The sequence below is a fragment of the Arthrobacter silvisoli genome, from assembly GCF_003369445.1.
In the GTDB taxonomy this organism is placed as follows: domain Bacteria; phylum Actinomycetota; class Actinomycetes; order Actinomycetales; family Micrococcaceae; genus Arthrobacter; species Arthrobacter silvisoli.
Map to the genome: position 1 here is coordinate 1 of NZ_QRCU01000035.1, position 24,939 is coordinate 24,939.

23 protein-coding genes are annotated in these 24,939 nt (G+C 67.1%); 14 read left to right on the forward strand and 9 right to left on the reverse strand.

Annotation, left to right across the window (positions count from 1 at the left end; genetic code table 11):
- Positions 1–156: 156 nt before the first annotated feature.
- A complete protein-coding gene (locus DWV11_RS08745) occupies positions 157–990 on the reverse strand; it encodes an alpha/beta fold hydrolase (protein ID WP_115788505.1) in 834 nt (277 codons plus the stop codon).
- A 66-nt stretch (positions 991–1,056) separates the two neighbouring features.
- Positions 1,057–1,911 carry an alpha/beta fold hydrolase gene (locus DWV11_RS08750; protein ID WP_115788506.1) on the reverse strand — a complete coding sequence of 285 codons (855 nt, stop codon included), beginning with the start codon at positions 1,909–1,911 and terminating at the stop codon, positions 1,057–1,059.
- Positions 1,912–1,992: 81 nt separating this feature from the next.
- Between DWV11_RS08750 and lysS the strand changes: the two genes are divergently transcribed.
- The 9 genes from lysS (at position 1,993) to dhaM (ending at position 12,629) form a co-directional block, all read left to right on the forward strand.
- Positions 1,993–3,510 carry a lysine--tRNA ligase gene (gene lysS / locus DWV11_RS08755; RefSeq protein ID WP_210725705.1) on the forward strand — a complete coding sequence of 506 codons (1,518 nt, stop codon included), beginning with the start codon at positions 1,993–1,995 and terminating at the stop codon, positions 3,508–3,510.
- A gap of 2 nt (positions 3,511–3,512) precedes the next feature.
- Positions 3,513–3,689 carry a hypothetical protein gene (locus DWV11_RS20095; protein ID WP_168404619.1) on the forward strand — a complete coding sequence of 59 codons (177 nt, stop codon included), beginning with the start codon at positions 3,513–3,515 and terminating at the stop codon, positions 3,687–3,689.
- Between the two features lie 125 nt (positions 3,690–3,814).
- Positions 3,815–4,141 (forward strand): histone-like nucleoid-structuring protein Lsr2, encoded by a 327-nt coding sequence (locus DWV11_RS08760; protein WP_115788507.1) that lies wholly within the window; start codon positions 3,815–3,817, stop codon positions 4,139–4,141.
- 290 nt (positions 4,142–4,431) lie between these two features.
- Positions 4,432–6,924: an ATP-dependent Clp protease ATP-binding subunit gene (locus DWV11_RS08765; RefSeq protein WP_115788508.1), complete on the forward strand. Its 2,493-nt coding sequence runs from the start codon at positions 4,432–4,434 to the stop codon at positions 6,922–6,924.
- A gap of 163 nt (positions 6,925–7,087) precedes the next feature.
- The gene (locus tag DWV11_RS08770) at positions 7,088–9,208 is read left to right on the forward strand and encodes a S9 family peptidase (protein WP_115788509.1); all 2,121 of its coding nucleotides are present in this window, start codon (positions 7,088–7,090) and stop codon (positions 9,206–9,208) included.
- A gap of 132 nt (positions 9,209–9,340) precedes the next feature.
- Entirely contained in the window at positions 9,341–9,850 is a 510-nt protein-coding gene (locus DWV11_RS08775; RefSeq protein WP_115788510.1) for an amino-acid N-acetyltransferase, read from the forward strand.
- Positions 9,851–10,261: 411 nt separating this feature from the next.
- Entirely contained in the window at positions 10,262–11,263 is a 1,002-nt protein-coding gene (dhaK, locus tag DWV11_RS08780; RefSeq protein WP_115788511.1) for a dihydroxyacetone kinase subunit DhaK, read from the forward strand.
- A gap of 2 nt (positions 11,264–11,265) precedes the next feature.
- Positions 11,266–11,916, forward strand: a complete 651-nt coding sequence (dhaL, locus tag DWV11_RS08785) for a dihydroxyacetone kinase subunit DhaL (RefSeq protein ID WP_115788512.1) — start codon at positions 11,266–11,268, stop codon at positions 11,914–11,916.
- The gene (gene dhaM / locus DWV11_RS08790; RefSeq protein WP_115788513.1) at positions 11,913–12,629 is read left to right on the forward strand and encodes a dihydroxyacetone kinase phosphoryl donor subunit DhaM; all 717 of its coding nucleotides are present in this window, start codon (positions 11,913–11,915) and stop codon (positions 12,627–12,629) included. The genes dhaL and dhaM overlap by 4 nt, the downstream gene beginning before the upstream one ends.
- 5 nt (positions 12,630–12,634) lie before the next feature.
- Here dhaM and DWV11_RS08795 read toward each other — a convergent pair whose 3' ends face one another.
- The 3 genes from DWV11_RS08795 to DWV11_RS08805 all read right to left on the reverse strand — a co-directional run bounded on the left by DWV11_RS08795 (position 12,635) and on the right by DWV11_RS08805 (position 14,512).
- Positions 12,635–13,126, reverse strand: a complete 492-nt coding sequence (locus tag DWV11_RS08795) for a hypothetical protein (RefSeq protein ID WP_115788514.1) — start codon at positions 13,124–13,126, stop codon at positions 12,635–12,637.
- 90 nt (positions 13,127–13,216) lie between these two features.
- Complete coding sequence (locus DWV11_RS08800) at positions 13,217–13,639, reverse strand: DUF3592 domain-containing protein (protein ID WP_342767731.1); 423 nt, start codon at positions 13,637–13,639, stop codon at positions 13,217–13,219.
- A gap of 36 nt (positions 13,640–13,675) precedes the next feature.
- Positions 13,676–14,512, reverse strand: coding sequence for an A/G-specific adenine glycosylase (locus DWV11_RS08805; protein ID WP_425452053.1), 837 nt, complete (start codon positions 14,510–14,512; stop codon positions 13,676–13,678).
- A gap of 515 nt (positions 14,513–15,027) precedes the next feature.
- Here DWV11_RS08805 and DWV11_RS08810 point away from each other — a divergent pair.
- Complete coding sequence (locus tag DWV11_RS08810; protein ID WP_115788516.1) at positions 15,028–15,816, forward strand: hypothetical protein; 789 nt, start codon at positions 15,028–15,030, stop codon at positions 15,814–15,816.
- A gap of 70 nt (positions 15,817–15,886) precedes the next feature.
- Here the strand turns inward: DWV11_RS08810 and disA are convergent, their stop codons facing one another.
- The 4 genes from disA to DWV11_RS08830 all read right to left on the reverse strand — a co-directional run bounded on the left by disA (position 15,887) and on the right by DWV11_RS08830 (position 20,518).
- Entirely contained in the window at positions 15,887–16,963 is a 1,077-nt protein-coding gene (gene disA, locus DWV11_RS08815; RefSeq protein WP_115788517.1) for a DNA integrity scanning diadenylate cyclase DisA, read from the reverse strand.
- Between the two features lie 258 nt (positions 16,964–17,221).
- Positions 17,222–17,881, reverse strand: a complete 660-nt coding sequence (locus DWV11_RS08820; protein ID WP_245953518.1) for a Pr6Pr family membrane protein — start codon at positions 17,879–17,881, stop codon at positions 17,222–17,224.
- A gap of 97 nt (positions 17,882–17,978) precedes the next feature.
- Positions 17,979–19,352, reverse strand: a complete 1,374-nt coding sequence (gene radA, locus DWV11_RS08825) for a DNA repair protein RadA (RefSeq protein WP_115788519.1) — start codon at positions 19,350–19,352, stop codon at positions 17,979–17,981.
- A gap of 38 nt (positions 19,353–19,390) precedes the next feature.
- On the reverse strand, positions 19,391–20,518 hold the full coding sequence (locus DWV11_RS08830) for an FUSC family protein (protein WP_115788520.1): 1,128 nt from the start codon (positions 20,516–20,518) through the stop codon (positions 19,391–19,393).
- 211 nt (positions 20,519–20,729) lie between these two features.
- Between DWV11_RS08830 and pstS the strand changes: the two genes are divergently transcribed.
- From pstS to pstB, 4 genes are all read left to right on the forward strand, one after another.
- Positions 20,730–21,848 carry a phosphate ABC transporter substrate-binding protein PstS gene (pstS, locus tag DWV11_RS08835; protein ID WP_115788521.1) on the forward strand — a complete coding sequence of 373 codons (1,119 nt, stop codon included), beginning with the start codon at positions 20,730–20,732 and terminating at the stop codon, positions 21,846–21,848.
- Positions 21,849–21,983: 135 nt separating this feature from the next.
- Positions 21,984–22,916: a phosphate ABC transporter permease subunit PstC gene (gene pstC, locus DWV11_RS08840; protein WP_115788522.1), complete on the forward strand. Its 933-nt coding sequence runs from the start codon at positions 21,984–21,986 to the stop codon at positions 22,914–22,916.
- A complete protein-coding gene (gene pstA, locus DWV11_RS08845) occupies positions 22,917–24,026 on the forward strand; it encodes a phosphate ABC transporter permease PstA (protein WP_115788523.1) in 1,110 nt (369 codons plus the stop codon).
- Between the two features lie 45 nt (positions 24,027–24,071).
- Positions 24,072–24,851 carry a phosphate ABC transporter ATP-binding protein PstB gene (gene pstB / locus DWV11_RS08850; protein WP_115788524.1) on the forward strand — a complete coding sequence of 260 codons (780 nt, stop codon included), beginning with the start codon at positions 24,072–24,074 and terminating at the stop codon, positions 24,849–24,851.
- Positions 24,852–24,939: the final 88 nt, after the last annotated feature.

Consider the following 24,939-nt stretch of genomic DNA (forward strand, 5'->3'; position numbering starts at 1 on the left):
GGGAGGGTGTGGGAGAGTAGGACACCGCCGGACAACCATTACAGGTCGAGGCCCCCGAACACCGTTCGGGGGCCTCCCGCATTAACCACCCCAACACAAACCGCGCCCCGGCCCACAGGACCGGGGCACAGCTATTTAATGACCGTTCGAGCCGGCTCAGCCGGCGAAGAAATCAGCCAGCTCCGAGATCAGCTTGTCCGGTGCCCGGTTGGCGCCGTCATGGCCGAAGCCGGGAAGTATGGTGTAGCTGGAGCCGGACAATACATCGTGGATCTGGCCGCAGGCCACCCCGAAATAGGCAGGACTCTTTTCGCCAACCACGATCAGGGTTTCAAGGGGCAACTCCAGGAACGGCTCGGCGGGCATGTCCGCGGCGATAACCGCCTTGATTTCGCGGACCCCGGCCTGCATCAGTTCCCGCATCTGCTTGCCCATCGGTGTCCCGGCGGTCAGCTTGTTGGCGAGCGTGAGCATGGACAGCGGCATCCGCGAGAAGGCGCCTTCGGTCTCCACGCCCTTCACCAGGACGGCGAGTCCGCGGTCGAAGTCTCCCGCCGCCGTCGCGCGTTCATATTCGGCCGTCCAGTCGGCCTTGACGCTGTGGTTGACCGATACGGCGGGGTCGTACACGGCGAGGCGCTCCACGGGGAGCGTTCGTGCCGCGTGCAGCGCAACGGCGCCGCCGAAGCTGTGCCCGAACACATCGGTGCTGCCGGTGTGCTTCATGACGGCCGCGAGGTCCCGGATGTCGACGTCGAGGGTGTAGTCCGCGGGCTGTGGCGAGGAGCCGCCGCGGCCGCGGCGGTTGAACGTGTGCACCGGGCGGCCGAGCGCTGCGCTGAGCTTCTGTGCGAACTTCGTGTAGTCCGCGGCGGTCACCATCGAAGCCGGCACGACGACGACGCCATTGCCTTTGGAGCCTGCTTCGCCGCCAGTGGTGAAGACCTCGAGGGTCGCGCCGTCAGGGGTCGTGATCTTCTCGCTCGTCATGGTTTGAGCCTAACGGAGCTACCTGAACGCCGACAGTGCGCAACGTGCCCCCGCGGCGGTTGCCGCCTATGCCGCGAAGTACCCGGCGATGTCGGTGACGAGTTCCTTGACAGCGGCGGGGACCGAGCCATGAACGCACTTCGGCGAGAGTTTGAGCTGGCTGCCGGGAACCGCCGCGTGCAGCCGTGCCGCGGTGACCTTGTAGTAATCGGGACTCTTCGCGCCCACCAGGAAGCAAGTGCCGGCGGGCAGATCCGCGAAGTCGGCGGCGCTGAGCGGTTCCTCCATGGCGGCCTTCAGTTCGCCGACGGCGGTGGGCATGAGCTCACGGAACAGCCGGTTGACCCCGGTCCGGGAGACCACGGCCATGAGCGCCGCAAGCACAGGTTCCGGGATGCGTGCAAGGGTGCTGCCCGGAGCTAGGCCCCTCTTGGCGCGTGCCATCGCCAGGTCCGGGCGCCCGGCATTGAGGGCTTCCTCGAAGCCGGACAGCCAGGACGCGTCGATGCTTCCCTCGATGTTGACGGCGGCGTCGTACACCGCGAGTTTCGCGGCTTGGGGCCCTGTGCCGGCGAGCTCAGCGGCGGCGTTGAGCACCACTGATCCGCCGAGGCTGTGCCCGAAAATATGCCGGCCCCCGGTGGCGCGCAGCACGGTGCCGACGTCGGCGACCTCGGTGGCCATCGAGTACCCCGGAGGCTGGCTGCTGGATTTCCCGCGGCCGCGCCTGTCATAGACGTCCACCGCCCATCCGTTGCCCAGCCCTGCCGCCAGCGCCATCGCGAACGGGCGGTAGATCAGCGCGGTCAGGAAGGCTCCGCCCACCACCAGGACCCGCCGCTGCGGCGGTGCCCCGGCGGTGCCGTAGCTGTAGAGCGCCAGCCGTCCGCCGTCGGCCGTCTCCAGGGTGCGTTCGTCCATTTGGGACAGTCTAAGTGGCGGCCCCCTCCGCGCCGGGCGGCCCGCGGACCGGTGTCCCCGGCTCCGCTAGAATTAAGCCTTGTGACTTCAGAAAACACCCCCTCCACAGAGCCCGCCGACGCAAGCGAACAGATGCGCATCCGCATGGAGAAGCGCAACAAGCTGATCGAGCGCGGCGGAGAAGCCTACCCGGTGGGTGTTGAGCGGACCCATTCGCTCGCGGAGATCCGTGAAAAGTACGGACACCTCCAGGCTGACGAAACAACCGGTGACACCGTCGGGATCACGGGGCGCGTCGTGTTCATCCGCAACACCGGCAAGCTGTGCTTCGCCACGCTCCAGGAAGGCGGCGTGGACGGCAAGGGCGTACGCCTCCAGGCAATGCTCAGCCTGGCGAACATCGGCGAAGAAGGCCTGGCGGACTGGAAGGCCCTGGTTGACCTGGGCGACCACGTCTTCATCAAGGGCGAGGTCATCTCCTCCCGCCGCGGCGAGCTCTCCGTCATGGCCGACTCCTGGTCCATGGCGTCCAAGGCCTTGCGCCCGCTGCCTGTGCTGCACGCCGGCCTGAACGAGGAGACACGGGTGCGCCAGCGCTATGTGGACCTCATGGTCCGCGACGAAGCCCGCGAAATGGTCTACACGCGTGCCGCCATCACCCGCTCCGTCCGTGACACCCTGGACCGCCACGGCTACGTCGAGGTGGAAACCCCTATCCTCCAGCTGGTCCACGGCGGCGCCACCGCCCGCCCGTTCGAGACCCATATGAACGCCTTCGACCAGAAGATGACCTTGCGCATCGCCACGGAACTCTTCCTCAAGCGCGCCGTGGTGGGCGGCATCGACCGTGTGTACGACATGGGCCGCGTGTTCCGCAACGAAGGCGTCGACTCCACGCACAGCCCGGAATTCACCACCCTGGAATGCTACGAGGCCTGGGCCGACCAGTTCGTCATGGCCGAGCGGATGAAGGAAATCGTCCTCAATGTGGCCGACGTCGTGGGCACCCGCACCATCCAGACCGAAGCCGGCGAGATCAACCTCGACGGCGAATGGGCCTGGCTGGGCGTCTACCCTGGCCTTTCCGAGGCGGTCGGTGAGGAGATTACGCCGGACACCCCTCTTGAGCGGCTCCTTGAGATCGGTGACGCGCACGGCGTTAAGACTGACGCATTGTGGACGCAGGAGAAGGCGGTGGTGGAGCTGTTCGGCGAGATTGTCGAGCCCACTCTGCTGAACCCGACTTTTGTTTACGACTACCCGCCGTCGGCGCAGCCGCTCGCTCGCCCGCACCGCGAAGACGGGCGCCTTATCGAGGCTTGGGACTTGATCATCGGAGGCATGGAGCGTGGTACGGCGTTCTCCGAGCTCATCGACCCCGTAATCCAGCGCGAACGGCTCGCCGAACAATCACGTCTGGCTGCAGAGGGCGACGACGAAGCCATGCAGCTCGACGAGGACTTCCTCCGTGCCCTGGAATACGGTGCGCCGCCCATGGGCGGCATCGGGCTCGGCATCGACCGCCTCGTGATGCTGTTCACCGGCGCCGGCATCCGCGAAACCATCCTGTTCCCCCTCCTCAAGCCCGAAGGCCACTGACCATGGAATACATTGCCGTCCTCGCGCCATCCGTTGTGGTGGGGCTGCTTTTCTGGTTTGCCATGAAGTCCATCTTCAACGCAGACAAACGCGAACGACAGGCCGAAGCCCGTGCCCAGCGGGAAGCGGGTACCGGGAATTCGTCAGCTTCCGACGGTGGTGCGGCTCCGGCTAAATAGCTTCCTTCCGGTGGGACCCGCAGAAAATTGTTTATGTCTTTGACGCCCTGTGGCGCGCTGGACGATAATCTGTAATTGGCAGGACATAAACCTGCATCCCCCATCCCGCGAAGAGAGTCTTTTCAATGGCACAGAAAGTCAAAATCATCCTGGTTGACGACTTGGACGAGGGCGAAGCCGACGAAACCGTCCGGTTTGGCCTGGACGGAGTCAGCTACGAGATGGATCTGTCCACGGTAAACGCGTCAAAGCTGCGCGATGCCTTGGAGCCTTTTGTCGCGAAAGCCCGTAAAACTTCCACCGGACGCGCTGTCCGCAGCCGGGCTTCCGCAGGCAGGAACCAGGATTCGGCACAGATCCGTCAATGGGCCCGCGATAACGGATACACGGTAAACAGCCGCGGCCGGATCCAGGCTGAAATTCAGGAAGCCTACCAGAAGGCGAATTCCTAGGGAATCCAGAGGAATCCGGTATCTCCGGACTCCAAAACAGGATGAATTGCCGGTTTAACTCCGCCTCGAAAACCATGGGGGAATTCGAAACGCGGTGAGACGGCCGGCAGGCGGGCGCTCCCGGCAGGGGCGTGCCTCCGCGGCGGGGCCGGGATTCGATCCGATGTGCAGCGCAGGGCGCAGGGAAAGTATTCCCTGCGCCCTGCCTGTTTCCCCTGTGGCGAACACGCCCCAAAATCCTTGCCGCGCCACGTAGCATCAAAGTACGTCGTAGCTAGGAGTGTGGCGAAATGTTTGAGAGATTTACGGACCGTGCCCGTCGCGTTGTTGTGCTTGCCCAGGAAGAGGCACGCATGCTCAACCACAACTACATCGGTACCGAGCACATCCTCTTGGGTCTGATCCATGAGGGTGAGGGCGTTGCTGCCAAGGCGCTTGAGTCCCTGAGCATTTCGCTCGACGGTGTCCGGGAACAGGTCCAGGAGATCATTGGCCAGGGCCAGCAGGCGCCCTCCGGCCACATCCCCTTCACCCCGCGTGCCAAGAAGGTGCTGGAGCTGTCGCTGCGCGAAGCCCTGCAGCTCGGTCACAACTACATCGGCACCGAGCACATCCTCCTCGGCCTGATCCGCGAAGGCGAAGGCGTGGCAGCTCAGGTGCTGGTCAAGCTGGGTGCGGACTTGAACCGTGTCCGGCAGCAGGTCATCCAACTGCTTTCGGGCTACCAGGGCAAGGAAGCGGCCGGTTCCGGCGCAGGCCCGGGCCAGCAGGAAGGCACCCCGGCCGGTTCGGTGGTGCTCGATCAGTTCGGCCGCAACCTGACCCAGGCTGCCCGCGAGAACAAGCTCGATCCCGTGATCGGCCGCGAGCAGGAGATGGAACGCGTCATGCAGGTCCTCTCCCGCCGCACCAAGAACAACCCGGTGCTGATCGGTGAGCCCGGCGTCGGCAAGACCGCCGTCGTCGAAGGCCTTGCCCAGGCGATCGTCCGCGGCGATGTCCCGGAGACCATCAAGGACAAGCAGCTCTACACCCTGGACCTCGGCTCCCTGGTGGCCGGCTCCCGCTACCGCGGTGACTTCGAAGAGCGCCTGAAGAAGGTCCTCAAGGAAATCCGCACCCGCGGCGACATCATCCTGTTCATCGACGAAATCCACACGCTCGTCGGCGCGGGCGCTGCCGAGGGTGCCATCGACGCCGCCTCCATCCTCAAGCCGATGCTGGCCCGCGGTGAACTCCAGACCATCGGTGCCACGACGCTCGACGAATACCGCAAGCACATCGAAAAGGACGCCGCCCTGGAGCGCCGCTTCCAACCGATCCAGGTCAAGGAGCCCTCGGTTGCGCACGCAATAGAAATCCTCAAGGGCCTGCGCGACCGCTACGAGGCGCACCACCGCGTGACGATCACCGACGGCGCCCTCGCCTCGGCCGCCCAGCTCGCCGAGCGCTACATCTCGGACCGCTTCCTGCCGGACAAGGCGATCGACCTGATCGATGAAGCCGGTGCCCGGTTGCGCATCCGCCGCATGACAGCTCCGCCGGAGCTGAAGGCCATGGACGAGCGCATTGCCCAAGTGAAGCTTGAGAAGGAATCGGCCATCGATGCCCAGGACTTCGAAGGCGCCGCCTCGCTGCGCGACAAGGAGCAGAAGCTCATCGCCGAGCGCGCCGAGAAGGAACGCAACTGGAAGTCCGGCGGCATGGACGACGTCTCGGAAGTGGACGAAGACCTCATCGCGGAAGTCCTGGCGAACTCCACGGGCATCCCGGTCTTCAAGCTCACCGAGGAAGAGTCCAGCCGTCTGCTGAAGATGGAAGAGGAACTGCACAAGCGCGTTGTCGGCCAGGACGAGGCCATCAAGGCCCTTTCCCAGGCGATCCGGCGCACCCGTGCCGGCCTTAAGGACCCCAAGCGTCCCGGCGGTTCGTTCATCTTCGCCGGCCCCACCGGCGTCGGCAAGACCGAACTGGCCAAGGCACTCGCGGAATTCCTGTTCGGTGAAGAGGACGCCCTCATCACCCTGGACATGTCCGAATACTCCGAGAAGCACACCGTTTCGCGGCTCTTCGGCGCCCCTCCGGGCTACGTGGGCTACGAAGAAGGCGGCCAGCTGACCGAGAAGGTCCGCCGTCGTCCGTTCTCCGTGGTGCTGTTCGACGAAGTTGAAAAGGCCCACGCGGACCTCTTCAACTCGCTGCTGCAGATCCTGGAAGACGGCCGCCTGACCGACTCCCAGGGCCGCGTGGTGGACTTCAAGAACACCGTGATCATCATGACCACGAACCTCGGTACCCGCGACATCTCCAAGAGCGTTGCCACGGGCTTCCAGTCCGGCACGGACACCCAGACCGGCTACATCCGGATGCGTGCCCGGGTCACGGAAGAGCTCAAGCAGCACTTCCGCCCCGAGTTCCTGAACCGTGTCGACGACGTGGTGGTGTTCCCGCAGCTGACCCAGGAAGAAATCATCGAGATCGTGGACATGTTTGTCACTCGCTTGGAGAAGCGGCTCAAGGACAAGGACATGGGCATCGAGCTGACCAAGGCCGCCAAGGTGCTCCTGGCAACCCGCGGCTACGATCCCGCCATGGGCGCCCGGCCGCTGCGCCGGACCATCCAGCGCGAGATCGAGGACCAGCTCTCCGAGAAGATCCTGTTCGGCGAGCTGCACCAGGGCGACATCGTGGTGGTGGACGTGGAAGGCGAAGGCGACGAGGCGAAGTTCACGTTCGCCGGCAACGCCAAGCCGCGCATCCCCGAGATCGCACCGAGCGCCTAGGCTCCGGCCAGCCCGGAGTTCCTAGGCTCCGAGTGCCGGACCGAAAGGACCCCCGTTCAACGAATGGGGGTCCTTTCGCGTCGGTCCGGTTTTTCTGAAAGTACTGTTTCACTCTTAGAGAAATCCCCTGTGATCGGGGGCACAATACGTGTTGAATCAGACCATGGACGCGAATCCCACGGGAACCCCGGACGCACAGCCCTCAGCGGGTGCACAAGCTGAAACCCCGTTCCACGACCTGGACCACTACCTGGCCATCCCGCGCGTGAGTGGCCTGGCGCTCAGCCCTGACGGAAGCCGCCTGGTCACGACCGTGGCCACGCTCAATGGCAAGGGCACCGAATACGTGACCGCCCTGTGGGAGCTGGACCCCGCCGGCGTCAAGCAGGCCCGGCGGATCACCCGCAGCGCCAAGGGCGAAGCGGGCGCGGCCTTCGCTGCCAACGGCGAACTGTACTTCACTTCCGCCCGGCCCGACCCGGAGAGCCCCGACGCGGATCCGGTCGATGCCCTGTGGCTGCTGCCGGCCGACGGCGGTGAAGCCCGTGTGGCGCATTCCCGGGCCGGTGGCATCAGCGCCGTCCTGACCGCCAAGGACGCGGACGCCACCTTCGTGAAGGCCCCTGTCCTCGCCGGCTCCAGTGACGAAGAGGACGACGAAAAACGGCGCAAGAGCCGCAAGGACAACAAGGTTTCGGCGATCCTGCACAGCGGCTATCCCGTCCGGTACTGGGACGCCGACCTTGGCCCCTCGCAGCCGCGGATCTTCGCCGTCGAAACCGGGGAGGACGAGGGCCCGGGCAAACCGGCGACAGTGGACGCGGGTCCACCCCTGAAGCTGCGCAACCTGACCCCGGACGCCGAAGGCCGCCTCCGGGAAACCGAGGCGGTTGTCAGCCCGGACGGCACCACGATCTACACCAGCCTCCAGAAGCCGCTCGCAAAGGCCGATTCCCGCTACGTCCTGGCCGCCGTCGACGTCGCCACCGGCAACCTCAAAGTCATCCTGGACCGCGAGGGAATGAGTTACTTTCCCGGGCCGGTGAGCCCGGACGGCCGAACGCTCGCCGTCGTCAGCGAATGCGACAGCACTCCGCTGCAGGCGCCGGAGGTGAGGTTGCACCTGCTCGACGTCGGAAGCGGTGCGGGCGCCGGACCTGAGCCGCTCGTGCCCGAATGGGACCGCTGGGCGACGCCGGCCGCCTGGCTGCCCGACGGAAAGACCCTCCTGGTGACCGCCGACGAGGACGGCGCGACGCCGGTCTTCCGCATCGACGTCGTAAGCGGTGCCGTCTCGCGGATGACGCACGACGCCGCGGCGTACTCCGACGTCGTCGTCTCACCCGACGGCAGCGCCGCCTATGCGCTGCGCAGCTCCTATGCCTTCCCCGCCGAAGCGGTGCGGATCGACCTGGCGGGCGGCGGAGTCGTCCGGCTTCCCGCGCCGGCCGAAAGGCCCGCCGTCAAAGGCTCGCTTGAGCGGATCGAAACGACGGCGGCCGACGGCTCGCGGGTGCCCGCCTACCTGGCCCTGCCGGAGGGCGCATCCGCGGAGAACCCGGCCCCGCTGCTGCTGTGGATCCACGGCGGTCCGCTCGGTTCCTGGAACGCGTGGACCTGGCGCTGGAACCCGTGGCTGCTGGTCGCCAAGGGGTACGCCGTGCTGCTCCCGGACCCGGCACTCTCCACCGGCTATGGGCAGGAGTACATCCAGCGCGGCTGGGGCAACTGGGGCAAGGCGCCGTTCGAGGACCTGATGGCCGTTACCGATGCGGTAGCAGCCCGCCCGGACATCGACGAAACCCGGACCGCGGCGATGGGGGGCTCCTTCGGCGGCTACATGGCCAACTGGGTGGCCGGCCATACCGACCGCTTCAAGGCGATCGTGACGCACGCGAGCCTCTGGGCACTGGACCAGTTCGGCCCCACCACGGACGCCTCACAGTACTGGCTCAAGGAGATGACCCCGGAGATGGCGCTGGAGAATTCCCCGCACCTGCACCTCGGGAACATTTCAACCCCCATGCTCGTGATCCATGGTGACAAGGACTACCGGGTGCCGATCGGCGAGGGGCTGCGGCTCTGGTACGAGCTGCTGTCCGGTTCGAAGCTGCCGGCCGGAGAGGACGGGGAGACGCAGCACCGCTTCCTGTACTTCCCGGACGAGAACCACTGGGTGCTCAAGCCGCAGCATGCCAAGGTCTGGTATGGCGTGGTGGAGCACTTCCTGGCACGGCAGGTCCTCGGGGAGGACATCGCCTTGCCGGACGATCTGGGTTTGTAAGCCTGTCTTGGCGGCTGTGGGGACGGCTGCCGGGACGTGGCCGGGCGGGGAGGCCCGGCCGAACTGGGGAGGCCTGGCCGGCGCGTTGAACGCGCCGGCCAGGCCGGGGTGTGCGGGACATAGGATGGGGCTGTGACTCGAACGTTCAGCATCCGTCCAGCCCGCACCGGCGACGTCGCCGCGATCAAGAAGCTGGTGGCGCCGTTGGCGGCGCAGCGGATCCTGATGGCCAAGGAAACCGTGGCGTACTACGAGAGCCTGCAGGAGTTCCGGATCGCGGAGTCGTCCGACGGCGACGTCATTGGCTGCGGTGCCTTGCACGTGATGTGGGAGGACCTGGCTGAAGTCCGCACGCTCGCGGCCGCCGCCGACTGGCGGGGCAAGGGTGTGGGCCATGTGCTGGTCCAGCAGCTCCTGGAAGACGCGAAGGCCCTGGGGGTTTCCCGGGTGTTCTGCCTGACCTTCGAGGTGGACTTCTTCAAGCGCCACGGCTTCGAGGTCATGGCGGACCAGTCCGCGGTGGACCCGGAGGTCTATTCCGAACTGCTGCGCTCGCATGACGAAGGTGTGGCCGAGTTCCTGGACCTGGCCCGGGTGAAGCCCAACACCCTGGGGAACACCCGGATGATCAAGTTCCTCTAGCTGCTCCCGTTGCGGCGCCTGGCTGCGGACCCTTCACATATATCTACTTGCTGGATAAACTTGGCGAGGCCCATCACCCCCGGGCCGCCCTTCTGTGGAGGCGAATCATGACTTACCACGTTGTGTTCCCCGATTTCTCAGGATTCCAAGTGGAGATCCCGGGAGTTGTTCCGTCCGCGGAGCCTCGCAGGAGGGGGAGCGGGGGCTGCGCCGGGACGGAGGGGCCGGAGCTCTGGCCGGATTCGCCGGTGAAGGATCGCTCCCGTCCTGACGAGGAAAACGGATAGCCGGACGCCCGGTCGGAGAGGGGCGGACAACGCCGCCGCGGCGGGCCCGTTTGAAGGCCTACCGTGGCTGCCGGGCGGGTAGTAGGGTCAAAGCAAACTTCCCGATTCGTCCCAGGAGCAAGCCATGAAGAAGCTCATCAATGATCCGCGCGCCGTAGTGGACGAATCCCTCGAAGGCTTCGGTCTGGCCCACGCCGACATCCTGGAGGTCCACGCCAATCCCGCGTTCGTCGTCCGCAAGGGTGCGCCCGTGGCCGGGAAGGTGGCGCTGGTGTCGGGCGGCGGAAGCGGGCACGAACCCCTGCACGCCGGCTTCGTCGGGCACGGCATGCTCGACGCCGCGGTGCCCGGCGCCGTGTTCACCTCGCCCACGCCCGATCAGATCATCCCGGCGACCGAAGCGGTGGACTCAGGTGCCGGCGTCGTGCACATCGTGAAGAACTACACCGGCGACGTCCTGAACTTCGAAACCGCGGCCGAGCTCTCGCAGGCCGAAGGCATCAGCGTCCGGACGGTCCTGGTTGACGATGATGTCGCCGTGCAGGACTCCCTGTACACGGCCGGGCGGCGCGGCGTGGGCGGGACGGTGCTCGTGGAAAAGATCGCAGGTGCCGCCGCCGTCCGCGGTGACACGCTCGACGCCGTTACCGGCGTCGCCGAATCGGTTGTCCGCAACGTGCGAACCATGGGCGTGGCTCTGTCCGGCTGCACCGTGCCGCACGCGGGGGTGCCGAGCTTCGAACTTGCCGAGGACGAAATCGAAATCGGCATCGGCATCCACGGCGAGCCCGGCCGCCACCGGATCCCCATGGAGGATGCGGACGGCATCACCGCCAGGCTGCTGGAACCTGTGGTGGAAGACCTCGGCATCGGCAAGGGGGAACGGGCACTGCTGTTCGTCAACGGCATGGGCGGCACCCCGCTCAGCGAGCTCTACATCGTGTACCGCCGCGCAGCCCAACTGCTGGGAGAGAAGGGCATCACCGTGGAGAGGTCCTTGGTGGGCAACTACGTCACCTCCCTTGAAATGCAGGGCTGCTCCATCTCGGTCCTGCGCCTCGACGACGAATTGGTGGAACTCTGGGACGCTCCCGTGCACACCGCGGCCCTGCGCTGGGGGATGTGACTGTGGGGCTGGGAGTCGATTGGGCCATTGAATGGTTGCAACTGTCCGCACGGAAAATGTCCGAGCATCGTGTAGAGCTCATCGAGCTTGACCGGGCAATCGGCGATTCGGACCACGGTGAGAACATGGACCGCGGCTTCAAGGCGGTACTGGAGAAGATCGCCGAGGCGGCCCCGGACACGCCCGGCGCTGCCCTGAAGCTAGCCGCCATGGCCCTGATGTCCAAGGTGGGCGGGGCCGCCGGCCCGCTCTACGGAACCGCATACCTGCGGGCCTCCACCGCGCTGGGGCTGCTGGAGGACGTCGACGCCGCCGCGCTCGCCGCCGCCCTTGAGGCTGCCCGCGACGGGATCGTGGCACGGGGCAAGGCGGAACCCGGCGACAAGACCATGGTGGACGCCTGGACCCCCGCCGTTGAAGCAGCGAACGAAGCCGTCGCCCTCGGCGCCGACGCCGTCGCAGTGCTGGCAGCGGCCGCCGAAGCCGCTGAGGTGGGGGCAGTGACCACGGATCCCCTCATCGCCCGGAAGGGCCGCGCCAGCTACCTTGGCGAACGCAGCGCCGGGCACCGGGACCCCGGGGCCGTTTCCACGGCGCTCCTGCTGCGCGCGGCGGCCACGGCGGCGGGTTTCCCTGACGGGGAGCAGGCGTGACGGTAGCCCTGGTGGTGGTTTCGCACAGTGCCAGGATCGCCGAAGGGGCCGTTGAACTTGCAGGGCAGATGGCCCCGGACGTCCGCCTCTTCGCCGCGGGCGGCACCGAAGACGGCCGGATCGGCACCAGCTTCGAACTCGTCCTGGCCGCGTTCGAATCGGCACTGGAATCGGCGGCGGGCGCCGGCGTCGTAGTGCTGACGGACCTCGGCTCGGCGGTGATGACGGCGGAAGCCGCGGTGGAATTCTGCAGCGCGCCGCAGGACGTGCTGCTGGCCGACGCCCCCTTGGTGGAAGGGCTCGTCGCGGCGGCGGTTGCGGCCCAGGGCGGAGCAGACGCGGCCGCCGTGAAGGCAGCCGCCGGGGCGGTGCCGTTCAGCGGTGGACGCGGCAGCACCGGCGTCGGGGGCGCTGGAACTCCCGACGGCGGCCAGCCGGGCGGGGTGCCCGCGGCGCCGCAGGAAAGCGGCGAGTTCGTGCTGGTCAACGCGGCGGGGATCCATGCCCGGCCTGCGGCCCGGATCGCCGGTGGCCTGGCCGGACTGGATGCCGAAGTGACGGTCAACGGCGTCGACGGGACCTCAGTGATGGAACTGATGGCCCTGGCGGTAGGACAGGGTGGAACGCTTACGGTGGAGGCCCGCGGCAAGGACGCGGCGAAAGCGGTGGCCTACGTGCGTCGCCTCGTGGAGGACGGCTTCGGGGAGAAGTAGGGATTTCAGGGCGCCTGGGTGAGCCCTGTGGCGTCCAGTACGAGGTTGGCTGTGATGACCGTTCCGCATTTTTCACCGAAGGGCTTGAGGCTCTTGGGCGTGAAGTCGAGGGTGCGGACCGGGAGCGGGCGCCCGGTGGACGCGGTGCCGGTGACTTTTGCGCTGATCGGGGACGCGGTGAGCACGCCCATGTCCAGGAGGCCGTACATGGTGCCGTCCGGGGACATCGTTGCCGAGCAGCTTCCGTCCGGGCCCGTGCTGCACGCCTGCGGGATGGACCTGCTGCCTGGCATCAGTTTCAGGTCGGCCTCCTTGCAGGTGCCGTCCTGGCAGGCCCGCAGGTGCACGCCCTGGACGACCGGCACGTAGTCCTTGGCTATGGTCAGGCCCACCACGGGTGCCTGGGCGATGGCCGGGCATGGCGCCGACTCGGGCTGGCAGCCGGAGCCGAGCAACGCCGTCGTGCATAAAGCCGCAGCCGCCCATAACTTGCGCATACCTCAGCCTAGGACCGGCGGACACGCGCCGGAACGGCTCCTGCGGAAGCTTGCCGACATCGTTATGGTGCCGCGCGGGGCGGTAAACGCTCAGCCGATCGGGAAGATGCCGATGAACCAAAACGAGACCACCGCGAAGACGGCGAAGAACGCGATGGCGCAGCCGATACCCACCTTCTCCTTGGTGGACTGGTGGAAGGACTCGTGGGGGTTGGCCGGGTTCACCGCTACCTCGATATACGAGCCTGGGGCGGGGACTTCCGCGGAAGGAACGTCGGAGGTGCCGTTGAAGACCTGCCCGTCCGGCCCCGTGAACTGGTAGGTGGGGAAGAAACGGCGGGACGGATCGGAGCCGCCGGCCCTGCCGGACCAGCCCGCCATGCTCCCGGTAACCACTGCCTGGACCCTGGGCCAGCCTGCGGTGCGCGTCTGCTGCCGCTTGGCCTTCCTGGCTGTGCGCACCAGGGCGGCAACCGCGCCGATCTGGAACAGCGCCCAGACGATGTAGATCACGGTCTTCAAAGTTCGTCCCTCCCCTGCGAGTGGTGGTCAGGCGGGCAGCCGGTAGTCGCCGTCGTGCAGTTCCGCCAGGCCGTCGCGCACCAAGCCGTCCAGCGCCCGCTCAAGCTGCTCGGGCGCGGAGTTGAGGCGGTGCAGCGCGGCCAGGGGAGCCGCGGTGCCCCCTGCGGCGAAGCCAAGGTCAGCCGGCGCCTGTTCGAACATTCCGCGCGCCACCGGTGCCTCCGCCACCCGGAGTACCGCCATGACGGCTCCGCGGAGCTGCCGGTCGGTGCCGTGCCAGGCCTGGCCCTTGGGAATGTACGACGGCGGCGGCTCGCCCGCCGCGAGCCACGCGCATTCGGTGCGGACCGGGCAGTCGGAACACTTGGGGGAGCGGGCCGTGCACACCAGCGCACCCAGTTCCATGACCGAGGCGTTCCAGCGCACGGAGAGTGCGGTGTCCCGGGGCATGAGGGCTTCGGCCAGGCGCATCTCCGCGGCGGTGAGCGACGGCGCGGGAAGGGCCGTTCCGGACACCAGCCGAGCGTGGACGCGGCGGATATTGGTGTCCACCACCGTTTCGCGCTTGCCGAAGGCGAAGGAGGCAACTGCCGCGGCCGTGTAGTCGCCGACGCCGGGAAGGCCCAGCAGGCCCTCGTACGTCCGGGGTACCTTACCGCCGTGCTCGTCGACGATAGCGGTGGCGGCAGCATGGAGCCGGAGGGCCCTCCGCGGATAGCCCAGCCGGCCCCAGTGTCGCACGGCTTCGCCGGAAGCCTCACGGGCAAGGTCGCCCGGTTCGGGCCAGCGTTCCATCCAGTCCAGCCACACCGGGAGCACCCGCACCACGGGGGTCTGCTGCAGCATGACTTCGCTTACCAGCACGCCCCAGGGGCTGCAGCGTGGCTCGCGCCACGGCAGCTCCCGGGCGTTGGCGGCGAACCAACGGTCAAGCCCGTTGTGCAGGACGTCGAGCTCGTCGGCTTCGAGCTGGTGGGCTGGGGCTTGCTGTGCGCGGGCCGGCCGTTCGCCGGCCCGGCGGGACTGGGTGCGCCGCGATGCCGTTGGCTTGGCCGGTCCCGGCTTTGCGGGGGCTCCTGCGGTGGCGCGGCCGGCTGGGGAGTCCCTGGCGGCCGACGGCCTGTGGCTTTGCGGATCCGTGCTTTGTGGCTTCGTTTCTTGCGGTTCCGCGGCTCTTGGCGATGACATGGGACCCTTTGTTGCGGCTGCGTGCTTCGCGGCCCGTGCGGCCGCCGATTCCTGCCCTCCACTGTAGCCGAGCCTGCGTTCGGCGGGGCCCTGCGCACGGGGCCGGAACATGAGGCAGCTCATACTGCCCGACGGCGGGCCGGCGGCGTGGTGCGGCGGCATCCGGGGCGGGCGTTGCCTAGCCTAGTCATATGGTCACCAAGGGCAATCAACCGTCAGGCGCGCGCGGAACGCGCTCGGCAGGCAACGGTGCCCGGACCCCGGCCGCAACACGCCCCAAAACCGGGAGCGGAACGCCCCAGCGCTCCGGTTCCCAGCGCTCCAGCTCCCGGCGCTCCGGTTCCACTCGTCCGTCCTCCCAAGGCGGCCGCCGCAGGCCGAGCCCGGCGGTGTACCGCCGCCGTCGCCTTGTGGTTTTCATCGGCTTGCTGCTCGTGCTCGGGTTACTGACCGCCGGCGTCGTGGCAATCGCGTCGTCACTCGGCGGGAAAGCCGAGCCCGTAGCGCAGCCCACCAACGGACCGGAGCCGCAGGGCACAGGCACCGCGGCGCCCGGTACTTCGGGGACGGCGAGCCCCTCTGCCAAGGCGACCCCCGTGTGCGACCTGAACCTGGTCACGGTTGCCGCCAGCACCGACGCCGGCTCCTATGCCGCGGGCAAGAATCCCGTCCTGGGGATGAAGGTCACCAACGGCGGCGCCACGCCGTGCCAGGTCAACGTGGGAACATCGCAGATGGAGTTCCAGGTGACCAGCGGGGCTGACCGGATTTTCTCTTCCCGGGACTGCCAGGCCAGCAGCGAGGACCTGGTGAAGACCATCCTGCCGGGCAAGAGCGAGACCGCGAACTTCGTCTGGCAGCGCAACCGCACTACGGAGGGTTGCAGCGTGGTGAACGCCAAACCCGGTGCCGGGACCTACGTGTTCACGGCGTCGCTGGGCAACAAGGTCAGCCAGAAGGCCGTCTTCCAGCTGCGCTGATTCTCATCGACTGCTGAGTTGTCGCCGTTATGGGGCCCAAAGCGGCATCTACTGAGCAACCGGTGGGTGGTCAGAGGAAGCGGTCCAGGAGGCTTGCCTCCGCCATGCGGCTGAGGCCTTCGCGGACGGTTCGGGCCCGCTGGTCGCCGATGCCGTCCACGGTCATGAGGTCTTCGATGGTGGCGGCCATGAGGTTCTGGAGCCCGCCGAAGTGGTCCACCAGGCGGTCGGCCACGGCCTTCGGAACCGACTTGAGTCCCGCAAGGAGGCGGTACCCCTGCGGCTGCACACCGGCGTCGAGCACGTCCATCCCGCCGGCAAAACCGATGATGCTGGAGATCCTGCCCAGATCGATCAGCTCGGTGGGGCCGAGGTCCATAAGGGCCTGCACGGCAGTGTCGATGTCCTCGGCGGAGGCGGCGTCGCCGGCGTAGTCGCGGATGATGACGTCGCTGCCGGGGCCGCGGCCCATGGTGAGTTCCTCCAGCTGCAGGGACAGGAGGCGGCCGTCCTCGCCAAGTTCCAGCACGTACTGGGCGATTTCCTCGGCGATCCGGCGCACCATTTCCTGGCGTTGGAGAGTCACGGCGACGTCGCGAACCGTGACCATGGCTTCGATTTCCAGTGCCGAAAGGGAACTGGTGACCTGGTCCAGGCGGGCGCTGTAGCGCTCAAGCGTGGCGAGGGCCTGGTTGGCGCGGGCCAGCACTTTCTCCGAACCTTCCAGCACATGCCGCAAGCCGTTCACGTACAGGGCGATGATCTGCATGGATTGGCTGACCGAGATGACGGGCACGCCGGTCTGGATGGCGACGCGCTCCGCGGTGCGGTGCCGGGTGCCGGATTCCTGGGTTTCGATGCTGGCATCGGGGACCAGCTGAACGGCGGCGCGGATGATGTTGCTGGCGTCCTTGTCACAGACGATGGCGCCGTCCATCTTGGCGAGTTCGCGGAGCCGCGTGGGGGAGAATTCGATGCCGATTTCGAAGCCGCCTGAACAGATGGAATCGATGGTGCGGTCCGAGCCAAGGACGATCAGGGCGCCGGTGCGTCCGCGCAGGATGCGCTCAAGTCCGTCCCGCAGCGCGGTGCCGGGTGCGACTCGTGCCAGGGTCGCCTTAAGCGATTCCTCGGGACTTCGGGCCATGCGTGTTCCCTTCGAACGTTGCAGGACCCGTAACCGGGCCGGCATCAGTGCCGGCGATGTTCAGGAAAAGTGCCCCGGCAGTGGCTAGCACCATGATAGATCCTCACCGACGCCTTATCCGCACAGGCAAGCCTCAAAGTGGCCCATTCGTGCCTTGCTGGAAGGGGTGTGGAAACGGCCCTCCCGGCAACTTTGCGGAGGGCCGTTTGGGGTGATCAGGCGGCGGCGCGAGGGCGCCGTGGGGCACGGACGGAGGGTTCAGTAGTCCGCTTGCCGTTCGAGCTTGTTGCCGAGGCGGAGCATTGCCAAGCTGACCAGCAGGAAGCCGACGGCGATGCCCACGGCGAAGAAGGCGACCCCGCCCCACCCGCCGGCCCGCGCGGGGTCGATGAACCAGTACGGATACCAGTTCACGAAGGCGCCACGGATGAGGCTGTAGGCCAGGTACGCGAGCGGATAAACGAGCCAGTACCAGAGATGCCGGGCCGTCATGGTGGTGCGTGGCGGCTGGAACAGCCAGTCGGCCACCATCACCACCGGAATCAGGTAATGCACCACGAAGTTCACCCACGGAACCATCGAGCCGAGGTCCTGGCCCGTGAGCAGGAGGCCGAAGACGACGCCCACGATGGCCATCGCAATGGTGGCCGTTCCGCGGGTGGTTTCATCCAGTTCGGTGGGACGTTTCCGGACCAGCAGGCGGTACCCGCTGACCAGCAGCACCACGGCGGCGAAGAGATTGGACAGGTTGGTGAAGTAGCTGAAGAAATTCCAAACGTCGTAGCGCAGGCTGATGTGCACCGCCAGCTGCGTCCCGACGGCAACAAGCGTCAAGAGGCCGAAGAAGAAACGTCCCCCGATAAGCACCGTTCTCTTGGCCAATGCTGTTCTGTTGGCCAGTGCCGTTCTTTTCGTCATGGGACCACTCTTGCGCACAGCGTGGACGGCCGGCCGTGCGACACCCCGTGCCGGGGAACCGCGCGGCCGACCGTGCGGCGACACCCGGCACGGAACCTCAGCTGATCAGCAGTTCCAGCGCCTCGGCCACATGCGCGACCTCCCGCACGGAGAACCCTTCCGGGACCGGTCCCGGCCCGTTGGGGCTGGCCGGGACAACCGCGTGTGTGAAGCCCAGGCGCTGGGCCTCGTGGATGCGCTGGTTGATGCCCGGAACGGGACGGACCTCGCCGGCCAGGCCCACCTCGCCGAAGGCGATGAGCCTTTGCGGCAATGCCTTGCGGGACTTCGCCGAGGCAACAGCCAGCGCGACGGCGAGGTCCGTGGCCGGTTCGCTGAGCTTCACCCCGCCCACGGTGGCCACGTAGGAATCGTCCTTGTGCAGCACGCAGCCGGCCCGTTGCTGCAGCACGGCCAGCAGCATCGAAACCCGTGAACTGTCCAGGCCGCTGGTAGCCCGGCGCGGCTGCGAGTTGGCGCTTTCGGCCAGCAGCGACTGCACCTCGGCCAGCAGCGGCCGCCGGCCCTCCATGGTCACGGTGATGCAGGTGCCCGAAACGGGTTCGCGGGTACGGGAGACGAAGAGCCCGCTGGGATCGGCGAGGCCCTCGATCCCGGCTTCGTTGAGGTCGAAGCAGCCGACGTCGTCCGTGGCCCCATAGCGGTTCTTGACGGCACGAAGCAGCCGGAGCCGGGAATGGCGCTCGCCTTCGAACTGGCACACGACGTCCACCAGGTGCTCCAGCAAGCGCGGACCTGCGATGGAGCCATCCTTGGTCACGTGTCCCACCAGCAGGGTGGTCATATTGCGGCGCTTGGCGGCGCCGATGATCGAGGCAGCCACCTCGCGGACCTGGGACACCCCGCCGGCGCTGCCTTCCACCTCGGCACTGCTGAGGGTCTGCACGGAGTCCACGATGAGCAGCTTGGGTTCGAGTTTCTCCACCTGTCCCAGCGCCTGGCCGAGGTCCGTTTCCGCGGACAGGTAGAGGGTGTCCGCGAGGGCGCCGATCCGCTCCGCCCGCAGTTTCACCTGGGCGGCCGATTCCTCGCCCGTCACGTACAGGACGTCCTGGCCGGTGCGGGCAAACTTGGCCGCGACATCCAGCAGCAGCGTGGATTTGCCGACGCCGGGCTCCCCGGCCAGCAGGATCACCGCGCCGGGAACCAGGCCTCCGCCGAGCACCCGGTCCAGTTCGTCGACGCCGGTAGGCAGGAACGCCGCCGTCGTACCGTCCACCTCGGCAATCCGGCGCGCGGGCTCCAGAACTGTTGCCGCCGCCGTCGTGCGCGCTACCGTGGCGCCGGACTCCTCAACGGTTCCCCACGCCTGGCACTCGCCGCAGCGGCCCACCCACTTGACGGTGGTCCAGCCGCATTCGGCGCATTTGAACGCGGGGGCCTTGGAGGCGCGGGAGGTCTTGGTAGCCATGCGTACAAGGCTAATGGAGGGGTACGACAGTAAAGCCGCTACAGCGGCGGCAGCGCGTCCCGGGCTTCGGCGGGTTCCATGCCGGCGGCCTCGAGCAGGTCCACCATAAGCGGCCGGAAAAGCATCACCACGGTTTCGCCTTCGAGCTTCTGGACGGCGAGCAGCCGCGGGTGAAGCCGGGTGGCGATGTCCGCGAGGTCCTGCCGGGCGACGCGCATGTGGGCCCGGCGTGCGCCGTCGTGCACTTCCGCCAGCCCCAGCGACAGTTCGTCCACCGCCGCGGCCGTATCCCGCAGCACCTCGGAGATGTTGTCCGTCGCCTCATCCGTCAGGGCGGTGTGGTTGATGGCGCTGGTGAGCCGCCGGGCGAACACCCGGCTGTTGCGCAAGGCGAGGTCGATCGAGTCCAGCGAGGCCTCCATCGCGTTCAGTTCCTCGCGGTGTTTCCGATACGCGGGCGCCAGCGTGGCCACCTCCCCGGCGGCGCGCAGCGACTGGCGCATCCGGTCCACCAGCGGCTGGCAGTTGCGGCCGCGGACCAGGGCGTGCCAGGCGAGGGTGGAGTCGCTGTCGATCATGGCGTCCGCGCATTCGCGCAGCACCTCCGCCAGTTCGCCCAGGAGTTTCCGGACGTCCTGCCGCGGCTCCAGCCGCGGATCCTTTGGCATCAGTACCGTCACCAGCAGTGCGAAGACGCCCCCGACGACGGCGTCCAGGCTGCGGGTGAACGGACCCCCTGGCGGGGCCGGGAGAAGTACCACGAGCAAGGACTGCAGCCCCAATTGGGTGGTGAAGATGGTGCCGCTGTCCAGGAAACGGGCCAGCAGGATCGAGAAAAGCAGCACGATGGCGGCCTGCCAGACGCCGGAGCCCAGCCAGTGCACCAGAAGGTCGCCCACTACGATGCCCAGGGTGCAGCCGAGGCCCACTTCCATCACCCGGCGCAGGCGCGGGTCGCGGGAGAAGCCCAAGGCGATCAGGGAGGACGTGGCTGCGAAAAGCGGGCCGGTGTGGCCGAGGATGTGTTCGGCGAAGGCGTAGGCCCCAACCGCGCAGACTGTCATCTGGACTGCGGGCAGCACCGATTTCCGGGTCCGGGTGATGCCCGTGCGCAGCCGTGTCCGAAGGAATTTCGAGGTGACCGAGAGTCCGGGCGGGGCATCCATGCCCTCAAGTCTATTCAGCGGGTAACGCGCAAGAGCGGCGCCGCATATGTAAGGAAATGGTCCGCTTCCGTTCATCCTCCGTTCACCTTGGACGGCCGATCCCGTTACCTGAGGCTCTTACCGTCGATCAAGGTACAAAACGAGTACGAATCTCCCAACAGCCGACCCTCCTCGGCACGCATCTGAGAATCCCTGGAAGGGGTACATCAAAGTGAAGGCAACTCGCTTCGGCCGCAATGCGGCAATCGCGGTCATCGCAGCTGGCGCCCTGGCGCTTACCGCTTGTGGATCCGACAACGCAACCGGCGCAACCGCCAGCAGCCCGGCGGCCGCGGGCGCCAAGGTCACCGGCACCCTGACCGGTATCGGCTCCTCCGCGCAGGGCGCAGCCATGGACGCCTGGAAGACCGGCTTCGCCGCCGCCAACCAGGGCGCCACCGTGCAGTACTCCCCGGACGGCTCCGGCGCGGGCCGCAAGGCGATCATCGACGGCTCGGCCCAGTTCGCCGGCTCCGACGCCTACCTCAAGGACGAAGAACTCGCCGCTTCGAAGGCCAAATGCGGACCCGAGGGTGCCATCGACATCCCGGTCTACATTTCCCCGATCGCCGTGGCCTTCAACCTGCCCGACATCACCGAGCTGAAGCTCGACGCCACCACCGTCGCCAAGATTTTCCGCGGCCAGATCGCCAAGTGGAACGACCCGGCAATCGCCGCCCTGAACCCGGACGCCAAGCTTCCGGACCTCAAGGTCACTCCGGTGAACCGCTCCGACGATTCGGGCACCACCAAGAACTTCACCGACTACCTCGCCTCGGCTGCCGCTGACGTCTGGACCGACAAGGCCGACGGCGTGTGGCCGGCTTCGCTGAAGGGCGAGAACGCCAAGGGCACCTCCGGCGTCGTCAAGACCGTCACCGACACCCCCGGTGCAGTGACCTACGCTGACGACTCCGCCGTTTCCGGCAAGCTTGGCACCGCACAGATCAAGGTCGGCAGCGAGTTCGTGAAGATTTCCGCCGAGGCGGCAGCCAAGGCCGTCGAAATCAGCAAGCCGGCCGAAGGCCGCGCCGCCAACGACTTCGCGATCAAGCTGGACCGCAAGACCACCGAAGCCGGCGTCTACCCGGTTGTCCTGGTCTCCTACCACGTCGTTTGCACCACCTACGACAAGAAGGAAACCGCTGACCTCGTCAAGGCTTTCGAGAACTACGTAGTCTCCGAAGGGGGCCAGCAGGCCGCCGCCGACGCCGCCAAGTCCGCTCCGCTGTCCGCAGCGCTGCAGGAGAAGGCCAAGGCTGCCATCGAGTCCATCAAGGCCAAGTCCTAAGGACCGCTCAGGCCGGCGGCACCACGGTGCCGCCGGCCTGAAACACCGCAGTTCCCTGTTCCGCCGCCGAGGGCACAACACCTCGCGGCGGGGCGGGGAATTTGGCCATTTTCCGAACCGACGTTGAAGGTAGACGTGACCACCAACTCCTTGACTACTTCCCAGGGCGCCGGGCGCACCGGGGACAAGGTCTTCTCCGGAGCCGCGCTGACCGCGGGATGCCTCATCCTCGCAGTCCTGTTCGGCGTCGCACTCTTCCTGGTTGTCCAGGCCATCCCGGCCTTCGTGGCCCCGGCGGCCGACATCCAGGGCGGCCAGGGCTTCGCCGCCTATATCTGGCCGATCGTCCTGGGCACGCTCATCGCTGCCCTGATCGCCCTCGTGATCGCCACCCCCGTGGCAATCGGCGTGGCGCTGTTCATCTCCCACTATGCCCCGCGCCGCCTCGCTTCCGGCCTGGGCTATGTGATCGACCTCCTCGCCGCCATCCCCTCCGTGGTGTACGGCGCCTGGGGCGCAGCTTTCCTGGCCAAGGAAATCGCCCCCGGCTACGACTGGCTGGCCAACAACCTGGGCTGGCTGCCGATCTTCCAGGGACCGGCATCCGCAACCGGCAAGACGATCCTGACCGCCGGCGTCGTGCTGTCCGTGATGGTGCTGCCGATCATCACCTCCCTGAGCCGCGAAATCTTCCTGCAGACCCCCAAGCTGCACGAGGAAGCCGCACTCGCCCTCGGCGCCACCCGTTGGGAAATGATCAAGATGGCCGTCCTGCCCTTCGGCCGCCCGGGCATCATCAGCGCCGTCATGCTGGGCCTGGGCCGCGCGCTCGGCGAGACCATGGCCGTGGCCCTGGTGCTCTCCTCCGGCGTCCTGACCGCCAGCCTCATCCAGAGCGGTAACCAGACCATCGCCGCCGAGATCGCCCTCAACTTCCCCGAAGCCAGCGGCCTCAAGGTCAACACCCTGATCGCCGCCGGCCTGGTGCTGTTCGTCATCACCCTGGCCGTGAACATGGTGGCGCGCTGGATCATCACCAAGCACAAAGAATTCTCGGGAGCGAACTAAATGACACTCACAGCCCCCGTAACCCGCAAGCGATCCGCCCTCACCAAGGGCCAGTTGCCTTCGTACGCGCCCTACGTGGTCCTCGCCGTCGCCCTCGTGCTCGGTGCGGCCATCCTCGCGCTGATCGGCTTCAACGTCTTCGGCTGGGGCGTGGTTTCCGCGATCCTGTTCACGATGGGCCTCGTTGCCTGGAGCGGCGTTGTCGAAGGCGCACGCAAGGCCAAGGACAAGCTGGCCACCTGCCTGGTGGTCGGCGCGTTCCTGGTTGCGCTGCTGCCGCTGGTTTCGGTGATCTGGACCGTGCTGGTCAACGGCATCCCCGGAATCATCACCCCGGGCTTCCTCGGGACGTCCATGAACGGCGTCACCGGCACGCTCGACAACAAGGCCGTCGAACAGGGCACCAAGGTGCTCGGCGGCGTCTACCACGCACTGGTCGGCACCGTGCAGATCACCCTGCTGGCCACCGTCATCTCGGTGCCCGTTGGCCTGCTCACCGCGATCTACCTGGTGGAATACGGCAACGACCGTCCCCTGGCCCGTGCCATCACCTTCTTCGTGGACGTCATGACCGGCATCCCCTCGATCGTGGCGGGCCTTTTCGCCGCGGCGTTCTTCTTCGCCGTCGTCGGCCCGGGCACCAAGACCGGTGCCGTCGCCGCCGTCGCCCTTTCGGTGCTGATGATCCCGGTGGTGGTCCGCTCCAGCGAGGAAATGCTCAAGATCGTCCCGAACGAACTGCGCGAGGCCGCCTACGCGCTGGGCGTGCGGAAGTGGCGGACCATCCTGAAGGTGGTCATCCCGACGGCGATCTCCGGTATCGCGTCCGGCGTCACCCTTGCGATCGCCCGCGTGATCGGTGAGACTGCTCCCATCCTGGTCACCGCCGGTTTCGCCACCAGCATCAACAACAACGTCTTCGGCGGCTGGATGGCCTCGCTGCCTACGTTCATTTACACGCAGATCCTCAACCCCACCTCGCCCTCCAATCCCGGTCCCTCTGACCAGCGGGCGTGGGGCGCGGCCCTGGTGCTGATCATCCTGGTGATGCTGCTGAACCTCGCAGCCCGCTTGATCGCACGGATCTTCGCCCCCAAGGCCGGCCGATGACGCCGGGCCTGAACATTCTTCCCACCACAGCATTGAAGGAACACCATGTCTAAGCGGATCGACGTCAAGGACCTGAACGTCTACTACGGCAATTTCCTCGCCGTCGAAGGCGTCAACATCAACATCGACCCCAAGTCGGTCACCGCCTTCATCGGCCCGTCCGGTTGCGGCAAGTCCACCTTCCTGCGCACCCTGAACCGCATGCACGAGGTCCTCCCGGGAGCCCGCGTGGAGGGCGAGGTGCTGCTCGACGGCGACAACCTCTACGGGCCCGGTGTGGACCCGGTGACCGTGCGCACCCAGGTGGGCATGGTCTTCCAGCGGCCCAACCCGTTCCCCACGATGTCCATCCGCGACAACGTGCTGGCCGGCGTGAAGTTGAACAACAAGAAGATCTCCAAGGGCGAGGCCGATGCCCTGGTGGAGAAGTCCCTGCGCGGCGCCAACCTCTGGAACGAAGTCAAGGACCGCCTGGAGAAGCCCGGCTCGGGCCTGTCCGGCGGCCAGCAGCAGCGCCTTTGCATCGCCCGTGCCATCGCCGTGGAGCCGCAGGTCATCCTGATGGATGAACCCTGCTCCGCGCTGGACCCCATTTCCACCCTGGCCGTCGAGGACCTCATCAACGAGCTCAAGGACCAGTACACCGTGGTGATCGTGACCCACAACATGCAGCAGGCCGCCCGCGTTTCGGACAAGACGGCGTTCTTCAACATCGCCGGCACCGGCAAGCCCGGCAAGCTGATCGAGTTTGCGGACACCACCACGATCTTCAACAACCCGGCCCAGAAGGCCACCGAAGACTACGTCTCCGGCCGCTTCGGATAAGGCCCACCACCGCCTCCCACCGCCCGGGGACCCCTGCGGTTGGGCCCCTTAAAGCCCGACGGCGGGCGGCACCTTGGGGGTGCCGCCC

Bases quoted from the DNA above. Each gene is read 5' to 3' on its own strand.
- DWV11_RS08745 (WP_115788505.1), bottom strand. From the start codon at position 990: ATGACGAGCGAGAAGATCACGACCCCTGACGGCGCGACCCTCGAGGTC.
- DWV11_RS08750 (WP_115788506.1), bottom strand. From the start codon at position 1,911: ATGGACGAACGCACCCTGGAGACGGCCGACGGCGGACGGCTGGCGCTC.
- DWV11_RS20095 (WP_168404619.1), top strand. From the start codon at position 3,513: ATGGAATACATTGCCGTCCTCGCGCCATCCGTTGTGGTGGGGCTGCTT.
- DWV11_RS08760 (WP_115788507.1), top strand. From the start codon at position 3,815: ATGGCACAGAAAGTCAAAATCATCCTGGTTGACGACTTGGACGAGGGC.
- DWV11_RS08765 (WP_115788508.1), top strand. From the start codon at position 4,432: ATGTTTGAGAGATTTACGGACCGTGCCCGTCGCGTTGTTGTGCTTGCC.
- DWV11_RS08770 (WP_115788509.1), top strand. From the start codon at position 7,088: ATGGACGCGAATCCCACGGGAACCCCGGACGCACAGCCCTCAGCGGGT.
- dhaK (WP_115788511.1), top strand. From the start codon at position 10,262: ATGAAGAAGCTCATCAATGATCCGCGCGCCGTAGTGGACGAATCCCTC.
- DWV11_RS08795 (WP_115788514.1), bottom strand. From the start codon at position 13,126: ATGCGCAAGTTATGGGCGGCTGCGGCTTTATGCACGACGGCGTTGCTC.
- DWV11_RS08810 (WP_115788516.1), top strand. From the start codon at position 15,028: ATGGTCACCAAGGGCAATCAACCGTCAGGCGCGCGCGGAACGCGCTCG.
- disA (WP_115788517.1), bottom strand. From the start codon at position 16,963: ATGGCCCGAAGTCCCGAGGAATCGCTTAAGGCGACCCTGGCACGAGTC.
- DWV11_RS08820 (WP_245953518.1), bottom strand. From the start codon at position 17,881: ATGACGAAAAGAACGGCACTGGCCAACAGAACAGCATTGGCCAAGAGA.
- radA (WP_115788519.1), bottom strand. From the start codon at position 19,352: ATGGCTACCAAGACCTCCCGCGCCTCCAAGGCCCCCGCGTTCAAATGC.
- DWV11_RS08830 (WP_115788520.1), bottom strand. From the start codon at position 20,518: ATGGATGCCCCGCCCGGACTCTCGGTCACCTCGAAATTCCTTCGGACA.
- pstA (WP_115788523.1), top strand. From the start codon at position 22,917: ATGACACTCACAGCCCCCGTAACCCGCAAGCGATCCGCCCTCACCAAG.
- pstB (WP_115788524.1), top strand. From the start codon at position 24,072: ATGTCTAAGCGGATCGACGTCAAGGACCTGAACGTCTACTACGGCAAT.